At 27.7% G+C, this 22,326-nt stretch carries 20 protein-coding genes and 1 riboswitch; of the genes, 19 read left to right on the top strand and 1 reads right to left on the bottom strand.

Features of this window, described 5'->3' with window-relative positions:
• Positions 1-121: 121 nt before the first annotated feature.
• The 8 genes from DR020_RS04420 (at position 122) to DR020_RS04385 (ending at position 6,931) form a co-directional block, all read left to right on the top strand.
• Positions 122-694, top strand: coding sequence for a DUF3867 domain-containing protein (locus DR020_RS04420; protein WP_055260046.1), 573 nt, complete (start codon positions 122-124; stop codon positions 692-694).
• 150 nt (positions 695-844) lie between these two features.
• Entirely contained in the window at positions 845-1,429 is a 585-nt protein-coding gene (locus DR020_RS04415; protein ID WP_058993810.1) for a zinc dependent phospholipase C family protein, read from the top strand.
• A 448-nt stretch (positions 1,430-1,877) separates the two neighbouring features.
• Positions 1,878-2,507, top strand: a complete 630-nt coding sequence (locus DR020_RS04410; protein WP_055260077.1) for a redox-sensing transcriptional repressor Rex — start codon at positions 1,878-1,880, stop codon at positions 2,505-2,507.
• Positions 2,508-2,869: 362 nt separating this feature from the next.
• Complete coding sequence (locus tag DR020_RS04405) at positions 2,870-3,760, top strand: sulfide/dihydroorotate dehydrogenase-like FAD/NAD-binding protein (RefSeq protein WP_112365376.1); 891 nt, start codon at positions 2,870-2,872, stop codon at positions 3,758-3,760.
• Complete coding sequence (gene gltA / locus DR020_RS04400) at positions 3,760-5,151, top strand: NADPH-dependent glutamate synthase (RefSeq protein ID WP_112365375.1); 1,392 nt, start codon at positions 3,760-3,762, stop codon at positions 5,149-5,151. Before DR020_RS04405 ends, gltA begins: the two co-directional genes overlap by 1 nt.
• A 108-nt stretch (positions 5,152-5,259) precedes the next feature.
• Positions 5,260-5,559 (top strand): hypothetical protein, encoded by a 300-nt coding sequence (locus DR020_RS04395; protein WP_112365374.1) that lies wholly within the window; start codon positions 5,260-5,262, stop codon positions 5,557-5,559.
• A gap of 20 nt (positions 5,560-5,579) precedes the next feature.
• Positions 5,580-6,005 carry a C-GCAxxG-C-C family (seleno)protein gene (locus DR020_RS04390; protein WP_112365373.1) on the top strand — a complete coding sequence of 142 codons (426 nt, stop codon included), beginning with the start codon at positions 5,580-5,582 and terminating at the stop codon, positions 6,003-6,005.
• The gene (locus DR020_RS04385) at positions 5,996-6,931 is read left to right on the top strand and encodes a DNA-3-methyladenine glycosylase family protein (RefSeq protein WP_055260052.1); all 936 of its coding nucleotides are present in this window, start codon (positions 5,996-5,998) and stop codon (positions 6,929-6,931) included. Before DR020_RS04390 ends, DR020_RS04385 begins: the two co-directional genes overlap by 10 nt.
• Here the strand turns inward: DR020_RS04385 and DR020_RS12730 are convergent.
• Positions 6,928-7,569 (bottom strand): TIGR01906 family membrane protein, encoded by a 642-nt coding sequence (locus DR020_RS12730; RefSeq protein ID WP_160110448.1) that lies wholly within the window; start codon positions 7,567-7,569, stop codon positions 6,928-6,930. The genes DR020_RS04385 and DR020_RS12730 overlap by 4 nt on opposite strands.
• Before the next feature lie 406 nt (positions 7,570-7,975).
• On the opposite strand from DR020_RS12730, the gene groES reads away from it, so the two are divergent.
• The 11 genes from groES (at position 7,976) to DR020_RS04325 (ending at position 22,326) form a co-directional block, all read left to right on the top strand.
• Positions 7,976-8,260 (top strand): co-chaperone GroES, encoded by a 285-nt coding sequence (gene groES, locus DR020_RS04375; RefSeq protein ID WP_112365371.1) that lies wholly within the window; start codon positions 7,976-7,978, stop codon positions 8,258-8,260.
• 45 nt (positions 8,261-8,305) lie between these two features.
• Entirely contained in the window at positions 8,306-9,931 is a 1,626-nt protein-coding gene (gene groL, locus DR020_RS04370; protein ID WP_055260055.1) for a chaperonin GroEL, read from the top strand.
• A gap of 436 nt (positions 9,932-10,367) precedes the next feature.
• Entirely contained in the window at positions 10,368-11,450 is a 1,083-nt protein-coding gene (locus tag DR020_RS04365) for a TRAP transporter substrate-binding protein (RefSeq protein ID WP_112365370.1), read from the top strand.
• A 47-nt stretch (positions 11,451-11,497) separates the two neighbouring features.
• On the top strand, positions 11,498-12,049 hold the full coding sequence (locus DR020_RS04360; RefSeq protein ID WP_070101207.1) for a TRAP transporter small permease: 552 nt from the start codon (positions 11,498-11,500) through the stop codon (positions 12,047-12,049).
• Positions 12,049-13,356, top strand: a complete 1,308-nt coding sequence (locus DR020_RS04355) for a TRAP transporter large permease (RefSeq protein ID WP_055260057.1) — start codon at positions 12,049-12,051, stop codon at positions 13,354-13,356. The genes DR020_RS04360 and DR020_RS04355 overlap by 1 nt, the downstream gene beginning before the upstream one ends.
• Positions 13,357-13,473: 117 nt before the next feature.
• Positions 13,474-14,238 (top strand): prepilin peptidase, encoded by a 765-nt coding sequence (locus tag DR020_RS04350; protein ID WP_058993830.1) that lies wholly within the window; start codon positions 13,474-13,476, stop codon positions 14,236-14,238.
• 128 nt (positions 14,239-14,366) lie between these two features.
• Positions 14,367-14,789, top strand: coding sequence for a type II secretion system protein (locus tag DR020_RS04345; RefSeq protein ID WP_055260059.1), 423 nt, complete (start codon positions 14,367-14,369; stop codon positions 14,787-14,789).
• Between the two features lie 166 nt (positions 14,790-14,955).
• Positions 14,956-15,053, top strand: a riboswitch (purine riboswitch).
• Positions 15,054-15,271: 218 nt separating this feature from the next.
• Positions 15,272-16,726, top strand: a complete 1,455-nt coding sequence (gene guaB, locus DR020_RS04340; protein WP_112365369.1) for an IMP dehydrogenase — start codon at positions 15,272-15,274, stop codon at positions 16,724-16,726.
• A gap of 53 nt (positions 16,727-16,779) precedes the next feature.
• Positions 16,780-18,309, top strand: coding sequence for a glutamine-hydrolyzing GMP synthase (guaA, locus tag DR020_RS04335; protein WP_112365368.1), 1,530 nt, complete (start codon positions 16,780-16,782; stop codon positions 18,307-18,309).
• Between the two features lie 276 nt (positions 18,310-18,585).
• Positions 18,586-19,935 (top strand): glucose-6-phosphate isomerase, encoded by a 1,350-nt coding sequence (locus DR020_RS04330; RefSeq protein ID WP_055260062.1) that lies wholly within the window; start codon positions 18,586-18,588, stop codon positions 19,933-19,935.
• A 381-nt stretch (positions 19,936-20,316) separates the two neighbouring features.
• Positions 20,317-22,326: a triple tyrosine motif-containing protein gene (locus tag DR020_RS04325; RefSeq protein ID WP_112365367.1), complete on the top strand. Its 2,010-nt coding sequence runs from the start codon at positions 20,317-20,319 to the stop codon at positions 22,324-22,326.

Below are 22,326 nucleotides of genomic sequence, written 5' to 3'. Positions count from 1 at the left end.
CTATGGAAATAAAATAATAATAGTATTATAATTATTTTAATATAAAATTGTATCTAGGGTTTTAGAATTAATAAGATTGGGAATAATAATTTTAGTGTTATTGATGGAGGATATAGATAAAATGGATGATAGAGTAGTTGATTTTAATGAACTTAAAAATAAAGTCAGAGATAAAGATATAGATAAATTTGAATCATATATATATGACCTTTACTATTCAGTAGCAACAGGTGGAATGTCAATGGCTGACTTTACTAAAAAAGTAACAGAATATATGAATGACAATAATATATCTCAAGAAAAATTTTTTAACATTCAAAAAGAAATGTTAAAAAGATATGGTTTTGATTTAGGCGACATAGAGCAACAAATGAAGGGATTTGGTATGAATATGGGAATTCCTAATATGATGCCTTCAGAAGAAAGTTATGAAACATTTAGAAAAAATATCGGTTTTCAAGAAAAATATAAAAATCAATTAAATATAAAAAATATAAATGTTTGTAAAATAAAAAATGATTTAAATGATTTAGAAATATTTCTAAATGAAAAAGAGTTGATTATTAAGAGTGATAAGAAGGTTAATTTTAAAGATTTAGAGTTAAATGATTTTATATGTTCTTATAAAAAAACATTAGATGATGATAAAATTAAAGTAAGAGTATGTGATAGTGAAACAACTTATGAATATTAAATAAATTAGACTCCATTAGGAAAGGAATAAGCTATTTATAGATTTCTTAGTGGGGTTTAAATTTGTTTTTATTGATAAAATTTATATTAATTTTTATTTGATTTTATATTAAAATCTTATAAGCAAAGTGGTTAAAACTAAGGAGAAAAAATGTTAATAGGCACACATATGTTAATGGCAAAAAATATTTTGAAAAACATGAATGAGAATAAAAAGAATATGTTAAGTAATTTCAATTTCATATATGGGAATATAAAACCAGATATATTATCAAAATATAAATTAAAAAAACATTATGCAAAAGAATCTTATTCTATGGTATTAAATAAAATAATAAATCTTTCAAAACTTAGTATTATGGATATAGAGAAAAATATAGCTATTATTAAGTTTAGTCAGGAACTTGGAGTCATTTGTCACTTTTTATGTGATTTTTTCTGTATAGCACATAGTGAAACTTGGAGAGAAAAATATAAAATATTTACGCATATTAGTTATGAAAAAAAACTAGCTAGCAAAGCTAAAAAATTTAATTTTGATAATGCGATAGTTCAAATGCAGATATGTGATATAGGATTATTTATGGAAAATTGTTTTAGGCAACATGAAAAAGAAAGTAATTTTAATAATGATATAAGCTTTGCATATTATGTATGTAGTAATATTATTGATTATATTTTAGAATGTATAATAAATAATAGCTTTAATGGAAAATATATTAGTAAAATAATATAATTTTTATTTTGTTAGTAGGGTATTTTATTAATTAGGCTTAAATAAATATAGTTTTAATAAATAAATAAGTGAAATTTTAATATACATATAAGGAAAAATGTCAAAAGGTGTTGACAGAAAAAATCAGATTTTATATAATAGAAGAGCAAGAATACTTTCAGGCAGAAGTATGGATTGTGGGATTTATTCCCAAGCTTAGATTAATATTCTCTTTTAGAGTAAAAGGCTTTGTGTACGTAGTTATAGTGTTACACCAAGCCTTATTTTTTTAAGAGGTATATATTAATAAGGTGAAAAATTTATAATTATAACATAAAGTTATAAGTAATGTTAAAATATAGATAAATTTTATGTAAATATGATAAAATAGAAATAGGATAAATAAATTTATAACAAAGTTTGCAAAATAAGCTTTATAAAAATAATGTAAAAGAGGTGTTTAATTGTGATAGAGAAAAAGAAAAATATATCTATGGCTGTAATTAAAAGATTACCTAAGTATCATAGATATCTTCAAGAGCTTATAAATAATGATGTTGATAGAATATCTTCGAAAGAATTAAGTGAAAAAATAGGTTTTACTGCATCTCAAATACGTCAAGATTTAAATTGTTTTGGTGATTTTGGGCAACAAGGTTATGGATATAATGTTAAAGACCTATATAATGAAATTGGAGTAATTTTAGGGCTTGATAAAAGGTATAATACAGTAATAATAGGGGCTGGGAATATAGGGCAAGCAATTGCTAATTATACCAAATTTGATAAAGTTGGTTTTGAATTAACAGGTATATTTGATGCAAATCCTAAAATGCTTGGAATTAAAATAAGAGATGTCGCTATAAGAGATATTGATGATTTACCAAAGTTTTTGGAAGAAAATAAAATAGATATAGCTATAATATGTGTGCCTAGAATTAGTGCTCAAAGGGTTTGTGACGAGGTATTAAGAGGTGGAATAAAAGCTATATGGAATTTTGCCCCTGTTGATTTAGATGTTCCTGAAGATGTTACAGTAGAAAATGTTCATTTAAGTGAAAGCTTATACACATTAGTATATCAATTAAATGATAAATAATTTCGTTGAATTTAACATAATATATTTTTAATGAAGTATTATACAAAATACTTCATTTTTTTTGTTTATTTTGTTAACTTTATAACTAAAAATTAAAAAAATATTTATATAAATAACTAAAAAAATAAAAATATAGATATTTTAATAAAATAAATAGTGAATTTAATTAATTAAATTAAAAGTAAATTTTAAAATATAAACTAAAATAAATTGTAATTATTATCTAAATGAATTAATAGAGTTAAGTAGAGTTATCAGTTTTTAAATTTTGTGGAGTTTAAATGTTTGCTGAAAAATATTTATTGTACTTTAAACTTTTATAAAATAAAGTATTAGCTTGTGAATTATTTGGAGGGAATTGCATGTATGAAATAGTTGAGAAGAAACAATTAGCTGAAAGTATTTATTTTATGAATATAAAAGCTCCTAGAGTAGCTAAAGCTGCAAAACCAGGACAATTTATAATAGCTAAGATAGATGAAAAAGGGGAAAGAATACCTTTAACTATATGTAATTATGATGAGGATAAAAAAACAATAACAATAGTGTTTCAAGTTGTTGGTGAATCAACTAGAAGAATGTCATTGCTTAATAAAGGTGATTATTTTAGAGATTTTGTTGGACCTTTAGGTGTTGAATCACAATTTGTAAATGAAGATATAAGTTGTTTAAAAAATAAAAGGATACTTTTCGTAGCTGGAGGTGTTGGAGTTGCACCAATTTATCCTCAAGTTAAATGGTTAAATTCTAAAGGGATAAAAGCAGATGTCATTATTGGGGCTAAAAATAAAGATATGTTAATTTTTGAAAATGAAATTAAAAATGAGGTAGGTAATCTTTATATTACAACGGATGATGGTTCATATGGAATGAAGGGACTTGTAACAGATAAAATAAATGATTTAGTAAATATTAAAAATAAAGAATACGATTTAGTGGTTGCCATTGGACCTATGGTAATGATGAAATTTGTAGCACGTCTTACAAAAAAATTGAATATTCCTACGGTTGTGAGTTTAAATCCAATAATGCTTGATGGGACAGGTATGTGTGGTGCTTGCAGAGTAACTGTTGGAGGAAAGGTTAAATTTGCATGTGTTGATGGTCCAGAGTTTGATGCTCATAAAATAGATTTTGATGAAGCAATGAAAAGACAAAGCATATATAAAACTGAAGAAGGAAAAAAATATTTAAAAAATATTGAGGGAAAAACTCATAGTGGGGGATGTGGAATGTGTGGAGGTGATAAATAATGATAAATTCTAAAAGAATTCCCTTGAGAGAACAAGATTCTAAAATTAGAGTTAAAAATTTTGAGGAAGTATGCTTAGGGTATAGTAAAGAAGAAGCACTGCTTGAAGCTAACAGATGTTTAGGATGTAAAAAGGCTAAATGTAAGGAAAAATGTCCAGTGAATATAGATATTCCAGAGTTTGTTAAACAAATTAAAATTGGAGATATAGAAGAAGCTGCTAAAATAATAGGGAAATCATCATCACTTCCAGCAATATGCGGTAGAGTTTGTTCGCAAGAACTTCAATGTGAAAGTCAATGTGCTTTAGGATTAAAAGGCGAAGCGCTTGCGATTGGAAAATTAGAAAGATTTGTTGCGGATTATATGATAGAGAATAATATTTCAATAACGTATGATATAAATAAAAATAATAAAAAAGTTGCTATAGTTGGAAGTGGACCATCAGGTCTTACTTGTGCTGGAGATTTGGCTAAGTTTGGATATAATGTAACTATATTTGAAGCCTTACATGAAGCTGGTGGAGTTTTAGTATATGGTATACCAGAATTTAGATTGCCTAAGAATAAGATAGTTAAACATGAAATAGAGAATGTAAAAAAATTAGGTGTAAAGATAGAAACAAACGTTATTGTTGGAAAAACGGTTAGTATTGAAAAACTTTTTGAAGAAGGATTTCAAGCTGTATTTATAGGGTCAGGGGCAGGACTTCCTAAATTTATGGGAATAAAAGGAGAGAATGCTAATGGGGTTTTTTCTGCTAATGAATTTTTAACTAGAAATAATTTAATGAAAGGTTTTGATGAAAATTATGATACTCCTATAAAAATTGGGAAAAAAGTAGCGGTAGTTGGCGGAGGAAATGTAGCGATGGATGCAGCAAGAACTGCATTAAGGTTTGGAGCGAAAGTTTCAATAGTTTATAGAAGAAGCGAAGATGAACTTCCAGCTAGAGCTGAGGAGATTTATCATGCTAAGGAAGAAGGAATAGACTTTAAAGTTTTAACTAGTCCAATTGAAATAATACAAGATGATAAAGGTTGGGTTAAGGCAATGAAATGTGTAAAAATGAGACTTAAGGGTGCGGATAGTTCAGGAAGAAAAAGACCAGTAGAGATTGAAGGATCTGAGTTTATTTTAGATGTCGATACTGTGATAATGTCCATAGGTACATCACCTAATCCAATTATTACATCTAATACTAAGGGATTAAATGTAAGTAAGGGGCAATGTATTGTAGCGTGTGAAGAAACAGGGCAAACTTCAATAAATGGTGTATTTGCAGGAGGAGATGCGGTAACTGGTGCAGCTACAGTTATATTGGCTATGGGGGCTGGAAAAAAAGCTGCAAAAGCTATAGATAAATATTTAAGAGGAAACGGTATTAAGTAGTTTTTTTGTATATTTGAATAGTGTAATTATTGGTGTATAATATATAAAACATTAATAATTGCATTATTTTTGTTTTATAAACCTATTTTTTTAGGGAGGTTTTATTAAATGGTAAATAAAATTAAAGAAAAATATAATGTTTTAAAAGTTAATACTAAAAAATATATTAATACTGCTAAAGATGTTGTGCATATGGCAAAAGAAACCATAGATACTGCAAAGGTTGGGTATAAAATTGTTAAAGAATTTAATGATTTAAACAATAGAAACATTCATGATAAAGCTAACAGTAATAATTATAATAAGGGTTATTATAAAACAAGAAATTCAAAAAGTGGTTCATACAAGAAAAGTAATATAGATATTAATAATAAAGATGCAATAGATGTTGAATTTGAAGAAGTTTAATATAGAGAAGGAAAAGAAAGATGTTAATAGATTTAATAAATAAATATTGGGATAAAAAATATGATTTAAACTGTGCTGAGTGTATGCTTTATGCTGCTAATGAAGAATACGATTTAGGGCTTTCTAAAAGAGAATTTAAAATAATGGCAGGATTTGGTGGAGGAATGGCGATAGAGGGAGTTTGTGGGGTAGCTTCTGGAGCAGTAGCAACGATAGGTATTATGTTTACAAAGGATAGAGGTCATGAAAGTGTCATAGTTAAAGAACTTACAAAAGAATTTATGCAAAGGTTTCATGAAACTTTAAAAACGTATAAATGCGATGAACTTAAGGAAAGATATAAAAAGAATGATGATAGAAGATGTATTTACATTTTAGAAGAGGCAGGAAAAATTTTAGCAAGGATAATTGAACGTGAAAGGAAAAATATAGTGAAATGGGATTAGATATACACTATTTAGATAACAAAGTAGTAATAAATAATATTAAAAACTTTAATATAAAGCAAATTTGTGAGTGTGGACAATGTTTTAGGTGGAAAAAAGAAAAAGAAAATAATTATATTGGAGTGGCTTATGGAAGAGTTATAGAAGTTCTTCAAGAGGATGATACAGTAACTATATATAATGCAAGTGAAGAAGATTTTAAAAATATATGGATTAAATATTTTGATTTAGAGAGAGATTATTCAAAAATAAAAGACATTTTATCTCAAGATGAAATTTTAAAAGTTGCACTCGAATATGGATATGGAATAAGAATTTTAAATCAGGATCCTTTTGAACTTGTAATATCATATATAATATCAGCTAGAAATAGTATACCTGTAATATCAAAAACGATAAATAATATATGTGAAGCTTATGGGAAAAAATTAGACTATAAAGGAAAGATATATTATGCTTTTCCAACAATAGAAGAGCTTTCTAAAGCTAGTGTAGAGGAAATAAAAAATTTAGGAGGCTCTTTTAGAAGTAAATATATAGTAGATACAACAAATAAGATATATATGTGCAACCTTGCTAAAGAAAAAAAATTGGATGAATCAAAAGAAATTATTGAGGAGTTGCTAGAAAAATATGATTTAGAAAAAATAAAAAATATGTCAGATAATGATTGCCATAAAGCACTTCAAGAATTTAAGGGAATTGGTGCAAAAGTTTCTGATTGTATAATGTTATTTTCTATGCAAAAATATTCTGCATTTCCTGTAGATATATGGGTAAAAAGAGCAATGATTCATTTTTATGGAGCTAATGATACATCATTAAATAAAATAAGGGTATTTGCTAGAGAAAAATTTGGGGAATTGTCAGGGTTTGCTCAACAGTATCTTTTTTATTATGCTAGAGAAAAAGGGATTAAATTTTAAAATCCCTTTTTTATTTTTATCTTATGATAATATAGTTTTAATATAAAAGAAATAAGTAAAATGATTGCTAATATAAAATATACACATATCATAAAAAATTCCTCAGGGAAGATTAATATTACAGAATCTTTTATCGGATTAAAAATCCAGTAATTATTGTTAAATAATATATTATGAAAAATAGTGAAAGATGAAGAAAAATTAGTGAACAAGGAAATAAAAAGAATGAAAATAAATAAAATAATAAAATAAAAATAATAATTAAAATTTTTAATTAAATTCATAAAAAATGATTTTTCATAAAAATAGTAGAGGATTATTGAGATAAAGATAATAATAAAAGCAATTGTAAAAATTATTGAAAAAATATTTTTTACTTCTTGAAAATGAATATAGGCAGTATTACTTATAGAAAAGTAATCTAATTCTAAATTGTTTATCCAAGGAAATCTTAAATAGTTTATAATATTTTTATAATCTGAGCATATATATTTAGAAGATAAGTTTATTTTTAGGTTTAAATTTGTAGATTTTACAAATAATTTGTGTATAAGTATTGATGAATTCAAAACCAAAATAATAGAAAATAATATTGATGAAATAAATAAATATATTATAAATCCAATTTTTTTTATCAAAATTAATTCTCCTTTTGTACATAAGATAAAATTTATAAATAAAAATTTTTTATTTAGTAATAATAAATTAATATGATTAGTATAAATAGAAATAGTTGTTAAAGATTATAAACTTTTATGTTTGTTAATCGTTGTTAAAAATTAATAATAATATTATTAACATAATTTACAAAAAATATAATAAAATTATTAATTTTCTTTTAAATAGAAAAATAGAGTAAAGATAAGATAATAGGAGATAATCAATGGATTTAATTAAAAATAAAGATTTAAATTAATAAAATGCAAATCTTTACTGTTGAAATTAATTCATAAATTGTCTATTATAATATTAAATATTAGCACTCTTGATTAGTGAGTGCTAAAAACTTTATGTTTAATTTGTAAATTTGAGGAGGAGTTCTGAATGAATATCAAACCACTTGGAGATAGAGTTGTTATAAAAAAATTAGAAGCTGAGGAGACAACAAAAAGCGGTATTGTTTTAACTGGTGCAGCTAAAGAAAGACCACAAGAAGCTCAAGTTGTAGCGGTAGGACCTGGAGCTATGTCTGATGGGAAAAGAGTAGAAATGGAAGTAAAAGTAGGGGATAAGGTTTTATACTCAAAATATTCAGGAACAGAAGTCAAGGTAGAAGGTAATGAATATACAATTTTAAAACAAGATGATATATTAGCGATTGTAGAGTAATTAAAATTTAAAAATAAAATTAAAGTAAATGGAGGTTTTTTATTTATGGCTAAAACAATATTATTTGGTGAAGAATCAAGAAGAGCTATGCAAGAGGGTGTTGATAAGCTAGCTAATACCGTTAAAGTAACTTTAGGACCAAAGGGACGTAACGTTATATTAGATAAAAAATTTGGTTCACCACTTATAACAAATGATGGTGTAACTATAGCACGTGAAATAGAACTTGAAGATGCATATGAAAATATGGGAGCACAACTTGTTAAAGAGGTTGCAACAAAGACTAATGATGTAGCAGGAGACGGAACAACTACAGCTACTCTTTTAACTCAAGCTATAATGAGAGAAGGATTAAAAAATGTTACTGCTGGTGCAAATCCAATGCTTATAAGAAGTGGAATAAAAATGGCAGTAGATAAAGCAGTAGAGGAGATTAAATCTATATCTAAACCAATAGAGGGTAAAGAGGACATAGCAAGAGTTGCAGCAATTTCTGCGGCAGATGAAAATGTAGGTAAGCTAATTGCAGATGCTATGGAGAAAGTAGGTAATGAAGGCGTTATAACGGTTGAAGAATCAAAATCTATGGAAACAGAACTTGATGTTGTTGAAGGTATGCAATTTGATAGAGGGTATGTTTCAGCTTATATGGTAACTGATACAGAAAAAATGGAAGCTGAATTAGATAATCCATATATTTTAATAACAGATAAGAAAATAACTAATATTCAAGATATATTACCACTATTAGAGCAAATAGTTCAAAACGGAAGAAAACTTTTAATCATAGCTGAAGATATTGAAGGAGAAGCTATGGCAACACTAGTTGTTAATAAATTAAGAGGAACATTTACATGTATTGCTGTTAAAGCTCCTGGATTTGGTGATAGAAGAAAAGAAATGTTACAAGATATAGCTATTTTAACAGGTGGTACAGTAATTTCAGAAGAACTTGGAAGAGATTTAAAAGAAACTACATTGGAAATGCTTGGGGAAGCTGAAAGTGTTAAAGTAACTAAAGAAAGCACAACAGTTGTAAATGGCAGAGGAAACAAAGAAGAAATTAAAAATAGAGTTCATCAAATAAGAATGCAAATAGAGGAAACAACTTCTGAATTTGATAAAGAAAAATTACAAGAAAGATTAGCTAAATTAGCAGGTGGTGTAGCAGTAATAAAGGTTGGAGCAGCAACTGAAACAGAGCTTAAAGAAAGAAAATTAAGAATAGAGGATGCTTTAGCTGCTACAAAGGCTGCGATAGAAGAAGGTATAGTTCCAGGTGGTGGAACAGCTTATGTGAATGTTATAAATAAAGTAGCTGAGTTAACTTCTGATGTAGCTGATGTTCAAGTAGGTATAAATATAATAGTTAGAGCTTTAGAAGAACCAATGAGACAAATTGCTCATAATGCAGGGGTTGAAGGTTCTATTATAATAGAAAAAGTAAGAAATAGTGAACAAGGCATGGGATATGATGCCTTAAAAAATGAATACAAAAACATGATTAAAGCAGGAATAGTTGATCCAACAAAAGTTACAAGATCAGCACTTCAAAATGCAGCATCAGTTGCTTCAACATTCTTAACAACAGAAGCTGCTGTAGTTGATATTCCTGAAAAAAATCCTCCAATGCCAAATCCAGCAATGGGTGGAATGGAAGGAATGTACTAAAATAAAGCGCAGGATTAGTGCATTAAATTAAAGAGTAGTGTTAATAGCATATCTTTTCAAGTATTTAGGTTTTCTAAAACTTTAAAAGATATGCTTTTTTAATATAATTTTTTAATTTGATTGATAGACAATAGAATTGTTATATAAAAATAATATATGATTTAAGCATTTATAATAATAAATTGTGAAATATTTGTCGACAAGAAAATATGTAAATGTTTTAAAAATATAATATAATTTACTTATAAGTATTTAATATATATTTATAAAGGGGGAGGATTAAATATAAAATGTTTGATGTTAAAAGTCAATGTTTTATGTAAAGGTTGACAAAATGATATTAATAAATAATTGGGTTTATATTCTTTTAATTTATTAACTAAAAGGGTATTAGGTGAGTTTTTGAAAATAACATATTGTTTTAAAGGGGAAAGTTATGAAAAAAAGGGGATTAATAGCTAAGTTATTAATTATTAGTGTAGTTAGTACATTTTCATTAGGATTTGTAGGGTGTCAAACGTCTAGTACGAATGCTGAAAGTAATACAGCTAAAAGGGTTGTTAGGGTAGCACACGTTCAAAATGAAAATCATCCGATACATGGTGCTTTACTTGAATTAGAAAAGTATATAGAAGAAAAAACAAATAATAATATAGACGTTCAAATATTTCCTAATGAATTATTAGGCCCACAAACACAAACGATTGAACTTACACAAACAGGAGCAGTAGATATGGTTGTTGCGGGACTTGGAGCTCTTGAAGCATTTAATAGTGCATATACAGTGTTTAATCTCCCATATATAATGGACAGTATTGAGCATTATCATGCTGTTATGAATGATGAAAATATTATGGGAGAAGTATTTAATTCAACAGAGAGTAGTGGATTTGTAGGATTAACTTGGTTCGATGCAGGGGTTAGAAACATTTATACTAAAAATAAAGTTATACAAACACCAGATGATTTAAAGGGATTAAAGATAAGAGTTCAAACAAGTCCAACGAATGTAAAAATGTTGCAAGCGTTAGGAGCGTCACCAACACCAATGTCATTTGGAGAGGTTTATACAGGTTTACAACAAGGTGTTATAGATGGAGCTGAAAATAACGAGTTAGCTCTTGTTAATAATAAGCATGGCGAAGTTGCCAAGGTGTATTCATACAATATGCATGCTATGTTGCCAGATATTTTAATTATTAGTACAAGTCTACTAGACAGACTTACTGACGAAGAAAAACAAATATTTATAGAGGCAGCAAATCTTGCAAATGAATGGGAAATTAAAAAATGGGAACAGAGTGTAGAAGAGGCTAAGGTTACAGCAGAAAAAATGGGCGTTGAATTTTATTATCCTGATGTAAAACCATTTCAAGATAAAATGGCTGATTTACATGCAGAGTATACTCAGGATGAGAATATGAAGGTTATATACGATAAAATAAAAGCAAAGGGAATTGAAGTTGCAAAAGCCAAAGAATATGAAGAGGATAGTGTTTTAGAAGAGACAGAAGAATAAAATAATCATAAATAAAATTTTAATTAATTATTAAGGGGAGAAATAAAATGAGTGGTTTAAGAAAAATTCTTGATAAATTTTTAGAAACTATTTGTTGTACATTATTAGTTCTAATGACACTTACTGCATCATGGCAAGTAATATCGCGTTATATTTTAAATAATCCAAGTACTGCTACAGAAGAATTAACGCTTATAGCATTTGTTTGGACATCTCTATTTGCAGCAGCTTATGTTTTTGGTAAGCAAGATCATATGAAAGTTACTTTTATTCTTGATAAATTTAGTGAAAGTAATAAAATAAAGTTAAAAATTTTTGCTGAGATTGTGATTTTAGGATTTTCAGCACTTGTGTTAATTTTTGGTGGGTTTAAAATGTGTAGTTTATCTATGGCACAAGCATCATCATCATTACAAATTCCTATGGGGTATATATATTTAGCATTACCATTCTCGGGATTGTTTACGTGTGCATACAATTTATTAAATTTGATAAGCTTAAAAAAAGACTTTACTAATCTTAAAAAGAAAAAATCTAATTTAATAAATTTAAAGGTGAAAGGTGTTAAAAATGAATTGTTAGTAGGAGGTAAAAAGTAATGAGTTTAGCATTAACAACTGGATTATTGCTTTTAGTAGTATTTGCTGTATTACTTATTGTGGGAGTGCCGATAGCTGTAACGATAGGAATATCTTCGGTCATAGGTGTCTTAGCAGCACTTCCATGGGAGAATGCTGTATTTACAGCATCTCAACGTATATTTACAGGAATAAATTCATTTTCACTTCTTGCAATTCCTTTTTTCGTTCTTGCAGGGAATATAATGAATTCAGGAGGGATAGCGATACGACTTGTAAATGTAGCTAAATTACTTGCAGGAAAACTTCCCGGTTCTTTGGCACATACAAATGTTGTTGGAAATATGTTATTTGGTTCTATAAGCGGTTCGGGTGTTGCGGCTTGTGCAGCAATTGGTGGAACGATGGCTCCTATTGAAAAAGAAGCAGGATATGATGTAGACTATAGTGCAGCTGTTAATATATCATCAGCTCCTACAGGACTATTAATACCTCCAAGTAATTCATTAATTGTATATTCGCTTGTAAGCGGAGGTACATCAGTGGCAGCTTTATTTATGGCTGGATATATTCCAGGAATTCTTTGGGGTGTCAGTGTTATGGTTGTTGCTTACATTTTAGCTAAGAAAAATAACTATACAGTAAAAAGGGATAAATTAACGGCAAAAATAGTTGGTAAGGTTCTTTGGGATGCAATTCCTAGTTTATCGTTAATAGTTATAATTTTAGGTGGAATTTTAGGTGGAATTTTTACAGCAACAGAAGCTGCTGCAATAGCAGTTGTATATTCATTTTTATTAGCATTTGTATTTTATAGAACAATAAAATTAAGAGATATAAAGGGAATACTTATGTCATCAGTTCAAATGACGGGAACAATAATATTTTTAATAGCAGCTTCATCAATAATGTCATGGGTTCTTGCTTTTACTAATATTCCAACTATAATAACAGAGTTTATTTTGGGAATTTCAAGTAGTAAAGTGTTAATATTATTAGCAATGAATATTTTATTGTTAGTAGTAGGAACATTTATGGATTTAACTCCAGCTATTTTAATATTTACACCAATATTATTACCAATAGCACAAAATTTTGGAATGGACACAGTGCAATTTGGTATAATGCTAGTATTTAATCTTTGTATAGGAAATATTACACCGCCTGTTGGAAATACATTGTTTGTAGGTTGTAAAGTTGGAAAAACTAAGATAGAAAATGTAATAAAACACATGTTACCTTTTTACGTAGCTATAGTTACAGTTTTAATGTTAGTAACATTTATACCACAAATAAGTTTATTTATACCTAATATTTTGGGATTATAAAATTTATAAAATAATGTTTGCAAGAAATGTATTGCAAGCATTATTTTTTTTATGTAGTGAATATGAAATGATATATGTGTCAATATTTAATATAAAAGAGATAAGAGGAGAATTCTTTTGAAATATATATTTGTATTTTATTATGGAATGGTTTTGGGAAATTTTTTTAGTACTTGCGTAGATAGAATACCACAAGAAAAAAGTGTCTTATATCCTAATTATTGTTGTAATAATTATAATAGTAAGTTAAAATATTACAATTTAATTCCATTATTAAGTTTTTTAAATTTAAGAGGAAAGTGTAAGAACTGTAATAAAAACATAGGGATACAGCATGTCATAATAAAAATTTTAACAGGAATTATGTTTGTAGTATTGCTTAAATATTTTAATTTTTCATTAAATTTTATTAAATATGGCTTATTGTTCTCTATTCTCATGGTGTCGTCTTTTATTGATTACAATACTCAATACGTTTTTTTTAATGTTTCAATAATTGGGATAGTTAGTGGAGTATTGTTTTTTATTTTAGATATTTTAAATGGTAAAGAAATATTATCAATGTTTTTAAAAGTAATAATTCCATTATTTCTAATATACGGGATTATGTTTATAGTTAAAAAGATAAAGAAAATTGATGGAATTGGTTATGGAGATTTGGAGATATTTTTAATTTTAAGTTTGTATTTAGAATTGAGAGTAGTGTTTTTAAGTATGTATTTATCAATATTATTAGTATCCTGTGTAGCCATTATAAAATATATTAAAAAAAATAGGCAACAATATGTTGCATTTGTTCCATATATGTCTATAGCGACATTTGTATCTGTCATTTTTTATGAAGATATAATTAATTATTATTTATCTTTGCTCACCTTTTAACTAAGATAATGTATTACTTGAAATTAATATCTATAAAACATAAATAATTTAATTTTATATAAAGCAATATTCTAGTTAATAAATATAAAATTTATGAAATTAAAATCACTTTGGTATGGGAGGTTTATATGAAAAATATTAATTTAATAAAAAGAAAGAAAGGATTTACTTTAGTTGAACTTATGGTAGTTTTGGCTATAATAGCTACAATGACATTTATTGCAGTTCCTAATTTTACATCTATTAAAACTAGTGTTAATGAGAAGGTAGATAAACAAAGTTGTGAGGCAATAAAAAGAATTATAACTACGTTTGTCATAGATGAAACTATAGATGCATCAAAGCAGACAGTAAACTTAACTTATAATGCGACTGGTGAAAATAAAGGTATTAATGGGCTAGATAAAAATTCAGACAAAATTAAGACTTTAAATAGTGCTTTAAATGATGTAAAACCTCCTAGAAGTAATAATGATGAGTTATATAAAATTTCTGTTAACAAAGGAGGAAGTAATATCGTTGTAAGTGTGGGTAATATATGTACCGATTAATAATATTAGATAAAAATTAATAAAAAACATAATAAAAATTATAATTTTTATTAATTGTATATAAAAAACGAGTGATTAAAAATAAATTTATACAAATATTATGAATATAAATGAATACAATTACAGTCGTTGACAACTTTTATATCATGAATTATAATTAAAAAAATTAATGATAAAATAAATCGCTCGTATAAACCCTGAATATGGCAGGGTGTCTCTACCGGAAACCTTAAAATTCCGTCTATGAGTGAATTTAATATAGTCTAAAGCGTTTTTGAATAGTTTTGGGCGTATTAACTTCACTATAGAGTTAATACGTCTTTTTTGATTTTTTAATATTTATTTTTATGTAATAAATAGTAAGTTAATAATAAAGATGATTTAGCAAAAGACATTGAGTTTATAATTTTATTAAAATCGGTAATATTATCTATTCTTTTAACAAATATGGATATTAAAAATAGTAATGGAGAGTGAAAAAAATGGCAAGAATATTAAAACAAGCTTATACCTTTGATGATGTATTATTAGTTCCTAACAAATCTGAAGTTTTACCTAATGAAGTGAGTTTAAAAACTAAATTAACAAAATCTATAACATTAAACATACCTCTTATGAGTGCAAGTATGGATACTGTAACAGAATCTAAAATGGCTATAGCAATTGCAAGAGAAGGTGGTATCGGTATAATCCATAAAAATATGACTATAGAAGAACAGGCTAGAGAAGTTGATAGAGTTAAAAGACAAGAAAATGGAGTTATAACAGATCCAATATCATTAACTGCAAATCATACAGTTAATGAGGCTTTAGACCTTATGGCACAATATAGAATATCAGGTGTTCCTGTAACTGAAGGAAGTAAGTTAGTTGGAATTATAACTAATAGGGATATCGTTTTTGAAACAGATTATAATAAAAAAATTTCAGAGGTAATGACAAAGGCACCTTTAGTAACTTCTAAAGAAGGAACTAGTTTAGAAGAGGCTTTACAAATTCTTAGACAACATAAAATAGAAAAATTACCTTTAGTTGATGATGATAATAACTTAAAGGGGCTTATAACAATAAAGGATATAGAGAAAGCTAAAGCGTTCCCAAATGCTGCAAAAGATGCTAAGGGCAGATTATTATGTGGAGCATCAGTTGGTATAACAAAAGACATGATGGAAAGGGTTGATGCCTTAGCAAAAGCTCAAGTTGACGTTATAACTTTAGATACAGCTCACGGACACAGTAAAGGGGTTTTAGAAGGAGTTAAAAAGATAAAAGTTAAATATCCAAATCTTCAAATAATAGCAGGAAATATTGCTACAGCAGAAGCAGTTAGAGATTTAGTAGAGGCCGGAGCAGACTGTGTAAAGGTAGGAATAGGACCAGGTTCAATTTGTACTACAAGAATAGTTGCAGGTGTTGGTGTACCACAATTAACAGCAGTTATGGACTGTGTTGAAGAAGCTAGAAAAACAGGAACTCCAGTAATTGCAGATGGTGGTTTAAAATATTCAGGAGATATAGTTAAAGCATTAGCAGGTGGTGCACAAGTTGCAATGATGGGTTCATTATTTGCAGGTTGTGAAGAAGCGCCAGGAGAAATGGAAATTTATCAAGGAAGAAGTTATAAAGTTTATAGAGGTATGGGTTCTTTAGGAGCTATGGAAAAAGGTTCAAGTGATAGATACTTCCAAAATGGAACTAAGAAATTTGTTCCAGAGGGAGTTGAAGGAAGAATAGCATATAAAGGTCATGTTGCAGATACAATATACCAATTACTTGGAGGAATAAGATCAGGTATGGGATATTTAGGAGCGGCTACTTTAGAAGATTTATATGAAAATGCTACTTTTGTTACACAAACATCTTCAGGAATAAGAGAAAGTCATCCTCATGACATAAATATAACTAAAGAAGCGCCAAACTATAGTGTAAATCAATAGCCTATGTGGTAAGATAAATTAGATAAAATTTTAAAATTAACGGAGGATACACTTTGAGAGATTTAGTATTAGTTATTGATTTTGGTGGACAATATAACCAACTTATAGCTAGAAGAGTTAGAGAATTTGGTGTTTATTGCGAGATAGTACCATATAACTATGGAATAGAAAAAATAAAAGATAAAAATCCTAAAGGAATAATATTTACTGGAGGTCCTAACTCAGTTTATGGAGAAGATACACCTCAAATAGAAAAAGAAGTGTTTGAATTAGGTGTGCCTGTTCTTGGAATATGCTATGGACAACAATTAATGTCTCACCTTTTAGGTGGTAGAGTTGATACTGCACCAGTTAGAGAATATGGAAAAAGTCATGTGAATTTAGATAATTCATCTAAATTATTTAAAGGAATAGAAAAAGAAGAAGTTTGTTGGATGAGTCATACTGATTACGTAGCAGAGGCACCAGCAGGATTTAAAATAATAGCACATACAGATGTATGTCCAGTAGCTGCTATAGCTAATGAAGAAAAGAAACTTTATGGAGTTCAATTCCATCCAGAAGTTGAGCATACTCCATTTGGTAAAGATATGTTAAGAAATTTCGTTCTTAATATATGTGATTTAGAACCATCTTGGTCAATGGCATCTTTTGCAGAAGAAAAGATAGCTGAAATAAAAAGAGTTGTAGGAGATAAGAAGCTTATTTGTGCTTTATCTGGTGGAGTTGATTCATCAGTTGCTGCTGTTTTAGTTCATAAAGCAGTTGGAAAGCAATTAACTTGTATCTTTGTTGATCATGGTCTACTTAGAAAAGATGAAGGAGATGAAGTCGAAAAGATATTTAGAGAAGGCTTTGATATGAATCTTATAAGAGTAAATGCTCAAGATAGATTCTTAGGAAAGCTTGCAGGGGTTTCTGATCCAGAAAGAAAGAGAAAAATAATAGGTGAAGAGTTTATAAGAGTATTTGAAGAAGAATCAAAGAAATTAGGGCAAATAGACTTTTTAGTTCAAGGAACTATATATCCAGACGTTGTTGAAAGTGGAACTGGAACTTCAGCTGTTATAAAGAGTCATCACAATGTTGGAGGACTTCCAGAAGATATAGAATTTTCTTTGATAGAACCTTTAAGAGAATTATTTAAAGATGAAGTTAGAGCAGTTGGTGAAGAGCTTGGAATACCTCATCACTTAGTTTGGAGACAACCGTTTCCAGGTCCTGGATTAGCTATAAGAGTTTTAGGTGAAGTTAATGAAGAAAAACTTGAAATAGTTAGAGAAGCAGATGCTATATTTAGAGAAGAAATAGCTTTAGCAGGACTTGAAAGTGAAATATGGCAATACTTCGCAGTTTTACCTAATATACAATCAGTTGGTGTTATGGGAGATGAAAGAACTTATTGCCACACTGTAGGATTAAGAGCTGTAACATCATCAGATGGTATGACATCAAACTTTGCTCATATACCATATGAGGTTATAGATAAAGTTTCTAGAAGAATAGTTAATGAGGTTAAAGGAGTTAATAGAATAGTTTATGATGTAACTTCTAAACCACCAGCAACTATTGAATGGGAATAAAAAATAACTTAGCCAAAAAAATCACATTTATATAAATAAAGGTCTAGTATATCTATGATTAGGTGTACTAGATTTTTTATGTTTAAAATTGTATTGACGAGGTATACTGTATTTATATGTGAATAGATTGAAAAATAATATAATTAACTACTTAGTAATAAACATGCATAAAAATTTATGATATAATATTCTTATGGAAAAAATGTTTTCCTAAGCAATAATATACTGATTATTAATAAAAATATTTAAATTTTATATTTTGGAGGGCAACATCTAATGAGAAAAGGATTAACTATTGATTTATCAAAAGCAGATTTAAGTTTAAAGGATCATGAAATAGCTTATATGCAAGAAGCTGTGAATATGGCACATGATAAGATACACAATAAGACAGGTGCTGGAAATGATTTTTTAGGATGGGTTGATTTACCTGTAAATTATGATAAAGAAGAATTTGCAAGAATAAAAAAAGCAGCTAAGAAAATACAAGATGATTCAGATGTTTTAGTGGTTATAGGAATTGGTGGATCTTACTTAGGAGCTAGAGCTGCAATTGAAATGTTAACTCATAACTTCAATAATATGTTATCTAAAGCAGAAAGAAAAACTCCAGCTATAGTATATGCAGGAAACAATATAAGTTCAACTTATTTATCTGAATTATTAGATGTTTTAGAAGGAAAAGATATAAGCTTAAACGTTATATCTAAATCAGGAACTACAACAGAACCTGCTATAGCATTTAGAGTTTTAAAAGAATACATGGAAAAGAAATATGGAAAAGAAGAAGCTAAGAAGAGAATATATGCAACAACAGATGCTAAAAGAGGTGCATTAAAAGGTTTAGCGACTGAAGAAGGTTATGAAACTTTTGTTATACCTGATGATGTTGGAGGAAGATATTCAGTTTTAACAGCTGTAGGATTACTTCCAATAGCAGCAGCTGGAATTAATATAGATGAAATGATGGAAGGAGCACAAGATGCAAGAGAGGAATACTCTAATCCATCATTAAAAGAAAATGTTTGTTATAAATATGCAGCAGCTAGAAATGCATTATATAATAAAGGAAAAGCTATAGAAATATTAGTAAATTATGAGCCAAGCGTTCATTTCTTTAATGAGTGGTGGAAACAATTATTTGGAGAATCAGAAGGAAAAGATGGTAAGGGATTATTCCCAGCAGCTGTAGATTTTTCAACTGATTTGCATTCAATGGGACAATATATCCAAGAAGGAAGAAGAAATCTTTTTGAAACAGTAATAAATATAGAAAAAGCTTCAAAAGAAATAGTAATAGAAAAAACTGAAAATGATGCTGATGGATTAAACTTTTTAGCTGGAAAAACTATTGATTTCGTAAATAAAAAAGCATTTCAAGGAACACTTTTAGCACATTCAGATGGAGAAGTTCCAAATTTAGTTGTTAATGTTCCAGAAATAAGTCCATACTACTTTGGTAGATTAGTTTATTTCTTTGAGAAAGCTTGTGGTGTGAGTGCTTATATAATGAATATAAACCCATTCAATCAACCAGGAGTTGAAGCATATAAGAAAAATATGTTTGCTCTTCTTGGAAAACCAGGATATGAAGATTTAAAGAAAACTTTAGAAGATAGACTTTAATTTAATATTAAAGAAGTTTATAAATTTAATATGTTTTAAAAACTATACCAAGATTTTTGGTATAGTTTTTGTTTTTATAAATAAATACTTTTAAATATATAAAATTAAAAGGCTAGAGCTATAAATAGTATCATAAAAGGTAATAAAAATATTTAGAAAGCCTCAAAATAATTTGAGGCTTTTATGGTTTATTATATGGATATAATAAAATTAGGAGATTTATAGTGTTATAACACTTTACTATTATTAACAATAAAGTACACTATTATACATTTAGGAACAAATAAATTAAAAAACATTTATTTTTATTTACATAATATGGCAAATAATATATAATTTATAATATATGTATCGATTGTTAACAGTTGGGGGAGGGTATACATGGGAGATTTGCTATTAGAAATAGAAGAAAAAGGTATAATAAAAGATAATAAATGGGTAGATATAAAAGTTACTAATAATACTAAGGATGCTTTAACATATAAAATTTTAGCAGGTAAAGATGGAATTTGGGATACTATAAGTGATTTTGATAAAAATGAAAATGGACATATAGAGTGGGTTCCAAAGGAAGAAGGAAATTATATGATAATAGCTCAAGCAAGGAGAAAAGATTCTAAGAAGCCATTTGATTATAAGGTGTCTCAAAGTATAACTATAGGAGATTATGATGATAAGCTTATAAAGGATTTATATATTGAAAAAAATAAGTTTAAGATAGGTGATAAAATAACAATTAAAGTCGAAGGATATAAATCTCCTCTTATGTTTAGGTATTTTATAGGCAGTAAACAGGATTGGAAGCTTATAAAAGATTATACTCCAGAGGATACAATTACGTATACGGCTAATAGAAGTGGTGAATTTGAATTTTTAGTTGAATGTAAAATTCCAGAATCAACTCATAATTTTGATGATTTTAGAACAATACCATTTAAAGTTTGTGATTTTGAAAGACCAGAGATAACGGATTTTAAGTGTCTTACAAAAGAGATGGTTGCAAACAATCAATTGACCTTTGAGGTAAAGGGTAGTTTTGAAGATGATAGAACAGCACTTTATAAGTTTGTAAAAATAAATTCTGATGGAAAGGGATGTAGTATTCAGGATTATTCATCAAAAAACACCATATCTTTTGAAGAAGAAGTTCCAGGAAAATATAAATTACTTTGTCTTATAAAAGATATGTATTCAAATAGAGAATATGATGATAGGGCTGTTATGGTCTATGAAGTAAAGCCATATAAAGCAATAAACTTAAAAACTTTTGATACAGATTTAAATTCACCACAGGTTATAGGGTCTAACATACTTATAAAAGCCTTAGCAAAAGGAGGAAAAAATCTTTTATATAGATTTAAAATAGATGGTCCGATAGGTGAGGATTCAGGTTTTAGTAAAAATACCACATTTCTTTGGGAAGCAAAGGCAGAGGGAGAATATTTAATAACTCTTTTGGTTAAGGATGAATCATTTAAAGGTGAATACGAAACTTTATCTCAGATAAACTATGTTATAGATAAGAAAAGAACCAAACCTATAAAAATAGCTGATATAGTTTTTAGTAAAGAAAAAAATTATATAAAAAATGAGCCTATAAATGTTAAAGTTATTACAGATGGGGGAAAAAATACTAGATATTCATTTGAAGTTACAAGAGATGAAATAGTGATAGCAAGTACAGCTTATAGCGATAAGAATTGGATTGAGTTTATTCCGAGGGAAGAGGGAGAATATAAGCTAGAGATAAAAATAAAGGATAAGTATTCAGAGAAAGAATATGATACTCATACTAATTCATATTTTAGGGTAAAGGAATATTTAGAAGCTAATATAGAACATATATTACTTCCATCTAATGGTTATTTCTTGGTGGGAGATAAGGTGGATATAGAAATAATAACCGAAAATACTAAAGATACATTAATAAAATATATAACAAAAATAAATGAACAAGTAGTTGAGGAAATTGATTATGAGGTTAGCAAAAAAATAAATATTATACCTAAATGTTCAGGAAAATATACTGTTGAAATTTATGCTAAAAATAAGAAGTGTATAACGGAATATGATAGTAAAAAGGAAGTGAAATTTTATGTTAATGATTGTCTGCCTATAACCTCAACGAGATTGATTTCAGAAAAGAAAGAATTTAAGTTAAATGAAGAAATTACACTTAATGTAGAAAGTGATGGTGGAACTGAGGTTTGCTATGAATACTATATTATGAAAGATGGAGATTGGAATTTAGTTCAAAATTATAGTAGAAAAGATTATTACACTTTTAGAGCGCTTAAAGAAGGGGATTACAGAGTTTTAGTTTTAGCGAAAAGTCATTATAAAAAATGTGCTTATGAAGATTACGATATGTTTGAATTTAAAGTTATATAA

The sequence above is a fragment of the Sarcina ventriculi genome, assembly GCF_900456775.1.
GTDB classification, from domain to species: domain Bacteria; phylum Bacillota; class Clostridia; order Clostridiales; family Clostridiaceae; genus Sarcina; species Sarcina ventriculi.
The sequence above is the reverse complement of the archived record's forward strand: the minus strand, read 5'-3'. Positions and strand labels throughout refer to the sequence as shown.

What these genes read in the sequence shown, in the direction of transcription:
- DR020_RS04420 (WP_055260046.1), top strand. Translation starts at nt 122, where the DNA reads ATGGATGATAGAGTAGTTGATTTTAATGAACTTAAAAATAAAGTCAGA.
- DR020_RS04415 (WP_058993810.1), top strand. Translation starts at nt 845, where the DNA reads ATGTTAATAGGCACACATATGTTAATGGCAAAAAATATTTTGAAAAAC.
- DR020_RS04405 (WP_112365376.1), top strand. Translation starts at nt 2,870, where the DNA reads ATGTATGAAATAGTTGAGAAGAAACAATTAGCTGAAAGTATTTATTTT.
- gltA (WP_112365375.1), top strand. Translation starts at nt 3,760, where the DNA reads ATGATAAATTCTAAAAGAATTCCCTTGAGAGAACAAGATTCTAAAATT.
- DR020_RS04395 (WP_112365374.1), top strand. Translation starts at nt 5,260, where the DNA reads ATGGTAAATAAAATTAAAGAAAAATATAATGTTTTAAAAGTTAATACT.
- DR020_RS04390 (WP_112365373.1), top strand. Translation starts at nt 5,580, where the DNA reads ATGTTAATAGATTTAATAAATAAATATTGGGATAAAAAATATGATTTA.
- DR020_RS04385 (WP_055260052.1), top strand. Translation starts at nt 5,996, where the DNA reads ATGGGATTAGATATACACTATTTAGATAACAAAGTAGTAATAAATAAT.
- groES (WP_112365371.1), top strand. Translation starts at nt 7,976, where the DNA reads ATGAATATCAAACCACTTGGAGATAGAGTTGTTATAAAAAAATTAGAA.
- groL (WP_055260055.1), top strand. Translation starts at nt 8,306, where the DNA reads ATGGCTAAAACAATATTATTTGGTGAAGAATCAAGAAGAGCTATGCAA.
- DR020_RS04365 (WP_112365370.1), top strand. Translation starts at nt 10,368, where the DNA reads ATGAAAAAAAGGGGATTAATAGCTAAGTTATTAATTATTAGTGTAGTT.
- DR020_RS04360 (WP_070101207.1), top strand. Translation starts at nt 11,498, where the DNA reads ATGAGTGGTTTAAGAAAAATTCTTGATAAATTTTTAGAAACTATTTGT.
- DR020_RS04355 (WP_055260057.1), top strand. Translation starts at nt 12,049, where the DNA reads ATGAGTTTAGCATTAACAACTGGATTATTGCTTTTAGTAGTATTTGCT.
- DR020_RS04345 (WP_055260059.1), top strand. Translation starts at nt 14,367, where the DNA reads ATGAAAAATATTAATTTAATAAAAAGAAAGAAAGGATTTACTTTAGTT.
- guaB (WP_112365369.1), top strand. Translation starts at nt 15,272, where the DNA reads ATGGCAAGAATATTAAAACAAGCTTATACCTTTGATGATGTATTATTA.
- DR020_RS04330 (WP_055260062.1), top strand. Translation starts at nt 18,586, where the DNA reads ATGAGAAAAGGATTAACTATTGATTTATCAAAAGCAGATTTAAGTTTA.
- DR020_RS04325 (WP_112365367.1), top strand. Translation starts at nt 20,317, where the DNA reads ATGGGAGATTTGCTATTAGAAATAGAAGAAAAAGGTATAATAAAAGAT.